Annotated in this window: 5 protein-coding genes; all 5 read right to left on the bottom strand. The window is 72.8% G+C overall.

The window, feature by feature from the left end:
• On the bottom strand, positions 1-481 hold a 481-nt coding region (locus FDZ70_08515), incomplete at its 3' end, for a phosphoglucosamine mutase (GenBank protein TLM72298.1).
• A 144-nt stretch (positions 482-625) separates the two neighbouring features.
• On the bottom strand, positions 626-1,024 hold the full coding sequence (gene rpsI / locus FDZ70_08510) for a 30S ribosomal protein S9 (protein TLM72297.1): 399 nt from the start codon (positions 1,022-1,024) through the stop codon (positions 626-628).
• Positions 1,025-1,027: 3 nt separating this feature from the next.
• Positions 1,028-1,462 carry a 50S ribosomal protein L13 gene (rplM, locus tag FDZ70_08505; GenBank protein TLM72296.1) on the bottom strand — a complete coding sequence of 145 codons (435 nt, stop codon included), beginning with the start codon at positions 1,460-1,462 and terminating at the stop codon, positions 1,028-1,030.
• Between the two features lie 141 nt (positions 1,463-1,603).
• On the bottom strand, positions 1,604-2,374 hold the full coding sequence (gene truA / locus FDZ70_08500; protein ID TLM72295.1) for a tRNA pseudouridine(38-40) synthase TruA: 771 nt from the start codon (positions 2,372-2,374) through the stop codon (positions 1,604-1,606).
• A 104-nt stretch (positions 2,375-2,478) separates the two neighbouring features.
• The coding region (locus FDZ70_08495; protein ID TLM72294.1) for an energy-coupling factor transporter transmembrane protein EcfT at positions 2,479-3,118 on the bottom strand (640 nt) is incomplete at its 5' end.

Here is a 3,118-nt window from a genome sequence, read left to right as displayed (position 1 = left end):
GCTCGACGTAGCGCTCGACAGCATCCGCTATCGGTACGATGCTGCCTACCGCACCGCCGGTCGGCCGCTGCCAGTCCCGCTCCCTGCGCGAGACGAACGCCTCGATCTCGTCCTCGACCTCGTCGGGGAGCTTGAACCCCTCGCGGCTGAAGAACTTGATCCCGTTGTACTCGGCCGGGTTGTGGGACGCGGAGATGACGACGCCGCCGTCGGCGCCCGCGGCGCGGGTCAGATGCGCCACCGCGGGGGTCGGGATGATGCCGCACGTGAGCGCGTCGCCGCCGCCCGAGCACACGCCGGCGACGAGCGCCGCCTCGAGCATCGCCCCGCTGCGCCTCGTGTCGCGGCCGACGACGATGCGGCCGGCGCCCTTGTCGCCGAGGAAGTGGCCCGCCGCCTCGCCGAGGCGGAACGCGAGCTCCGGGGTCAGGTCGGCGTTCGCGATGCCGCGCACGCCGTCCGTTCCGAACATGCGGGTCATGTGCTGGTCCTTCCGGTCGCGGCCCGTGGCGGGAACATACATACCCCATGCGGCGACGCCCGTGCGGGCGTGCCTGCCGTATCCGAACGCGAAGGGCCCGCCGAGCAAGCGGCGGGCCCTGTCTCACATCGTGGCGTCGGCCGCCTAGCGCTTCGAGAACTGCGGGCGCTTGCGGGCCTTCTTGAGGCCGTACTTCTTGCGCTCGACCATGCGGGGATCGCGGCGCAGGAGGCCGGCCCGCTTGAGCTCGCCGCGGTAGTCGTCGCCGGCCTCGAGCATCGCGCGGGCGATGCCGTGGCGCAGCGCGCCCGCCTGCGCGGCGGTGCCGCCGCCGTGGATACGGGCGATGACATCGAAACGGCCGAGCGTCTCGGTGACCTTGAACGGCGTCTCGACGAAGCCCTGCAGCGTCACGCGCCCTAAGTAGTCTTCGAACGTCTTGCCGTTGACGGTGAACTGGCCGGTGCCGGGGGTCAGGCGCACGCGGGCGACCGCGGTCTTGCGGCGGCCGGTGCCCCAGTAGACTGCTGCCTTCTCAGCCATGTGCTAGGCCTCCACGGTGATCTGGCGCGGCTTCTGCGCCTCGTGCGGATGTTCCGGACCGGCGTAGACCTTGAGCTTGCGGCCCATGGCCCGGCCGAGGGTGTTCTTCGGGAGCATGCCCTTCACGGCGCGCTCGAGCACGCGCTCGGGGTGCTTCTCGAGCATGCGGGCGACCGGGACGGCCTTGAGCGCGCCCGGGTACCCGGAGTGGCGGTAGTAGGTCTTGTCCGCCATCTTGTTGCCGGTCAGGCGGATCTTGTCGGCGTTGATGACGACGACGAAGTCGCCCGTGTCAACGTGCGGCGTGTACTGCGGCTTGTTCTTGCCCTTGAGGATCTTGGCGATCTCCGAGGCGAGCCGGCCGAGGACCAGGTCGGTCGCATCGATCAGCAGCCATTCGCGCTGCACCTCGCCGGGCTTGGCGTGGTAGGTCTTCACTCGTTCCTCCAACATACTCAGGGCGTACGTGTCCGTCGAGGAAGCTTCACGGGGCTCCGAACGAACCCTTGCAGTCTATCCGCGGTCGATAGGGGCGTCAAGGAACACACGCCGCCGGGCGTAGCCACCCGCACCGCGCCGCTACACCCAGCACTCCCCGGGGTAGGCGACGTCCCACAGCGTCAGCCCGTGCGCGGGCGCGGTCGGGCCGGCGGCCGCGCGGTCGCGCGCGGCGAGCGCCTCACCGAGCCAGCCTTCGTCGCGCGCGCCTCGGCCGATCTCGACCAGCGAGCCGGCGATCACGCGCACCATGGAGTGCAGGAACGCCGTGCCGACGACGCGCAGCACGAGATGCGGCTCACCGAGGTCCTCGGCGGGGTACAGCTCGACCGCGGTGAGCGTGCGGACGGTGTTCTTCCCTTCCGCGGAGTCGGCGACGCAGAACGACCGGAAGTCGTGCTCGCCGACGAGCGCGGCCGCGGCCCGCCGCACGGCCGGCGCGTCGAGGTCGCGCGCGACGTGCCACGCGTACGGCGCGAGCAGCACCGGCGGCACGGCGCCGGCCGCGATGCGATAGCGGTACTCGCGCGCCTCGGCATCGAACCGCGCAGAGAAGCCCTCGCGCGCGGCGCGTACCTCGCGCACCGCGACGTGCGGCGCGCACAGCGCGTTCAGCGATCGTGCGAGCGCCGCCGCGTCCGGGTCGCCCGGCGCCGACTCGAAGCTCACCACCTGGCCGAGGGCGTGCACGCCGGCGTCGGTGCGGCCCGCGCCGACGGTCTCGACCTCGCGCCGCAGCACGGTGCGGAGAGCGTCCTCGAGCGTGCCCTGGACCGTGCGCTGCTCCGACTGACGCGCGAATCCGGCGAAGGGCGCGCCGTCGTAGGCGACCGTGAGCGCGGTGACGGTCACGCGCGGCCCTCGGGCGAGACGGCCGCGAGCGCGCGGGCCTCCCGCCGGTCCGCCGCGTTCCACTCCCGGTGCTCCTCGTGCCGGTCGCGCGCCATCGCCCCTCCCTACAGCAGCACGGCCACCGCGACGAGCGCGGCGCCCCCGGCGAGCAGGGTCGCCCAGTCGGCGCCGCGCATCCGCGACTCGCGCAGCCGGGTCCGGCCCTCGCCGCCACGATAGCACCGTGCCTCCATCGCCGTTGCCAGGTCGTCCGCCCGGCGGAACAGGTTCACGAACAGCGGCACCAGGACGGGGATGAACGCCTTCGCCCTCTGCACGGGCCCGCCCCGGTCGAACCGCGCGCCGCGCGACGCCTGGGCCAGCACGACCTTCTCGGCCTCCTCGGCAGTCGTCGGGATGAAGCGCAGCGCGATCGAGAGCATCGTCGCGACGTCCCCTACGGGCACGCCGACGTGACGCAGCGGCCGCATCAGGCGCTCGAGCGCGTCGGTCAGCGAGACCGGGGTGGTCGTGAGCGTGAGCAGGGACGTGCTGACGACGAGCACGACGATCCGCACCGCGAAGAAGACGCCGCGCGCCAGCCCCGGGCCGTCCACCGCCAGCGGCCCGAGCCGCACGAGGGCCACCGTGGCTGGCTCCCACTTCAGCGCCTGCGCGGCGATCGAGAACGTGAGCAGGAACGACACGGCGCGCACGCCGCGCAGCGCGATGTGCGGCGGCACGCGCGACAGGACGAGCACGACG

This window comes from Actinomycetota bacterium, from assembly GCA_005774595.1.
Classification (GTDB): Bacteria; Actinomycetota; Coriobacteriia; order Anaerosomatales; family D1FN1-002; genus D1FN1-002.
This window is presented reverse-complemented; position numbering and strand designations above follow the sequence as displayed.

Bases quoted from the DNA above. Each gene is read 5' to 3' on its own strand.
- rpsI (TLM72297.1), bottom strand. From the start codon at position 1,024: ATGGCTGAGAAGGCAGCAGTCTACTGGGGCACCGGCCGCCGCAAGACC.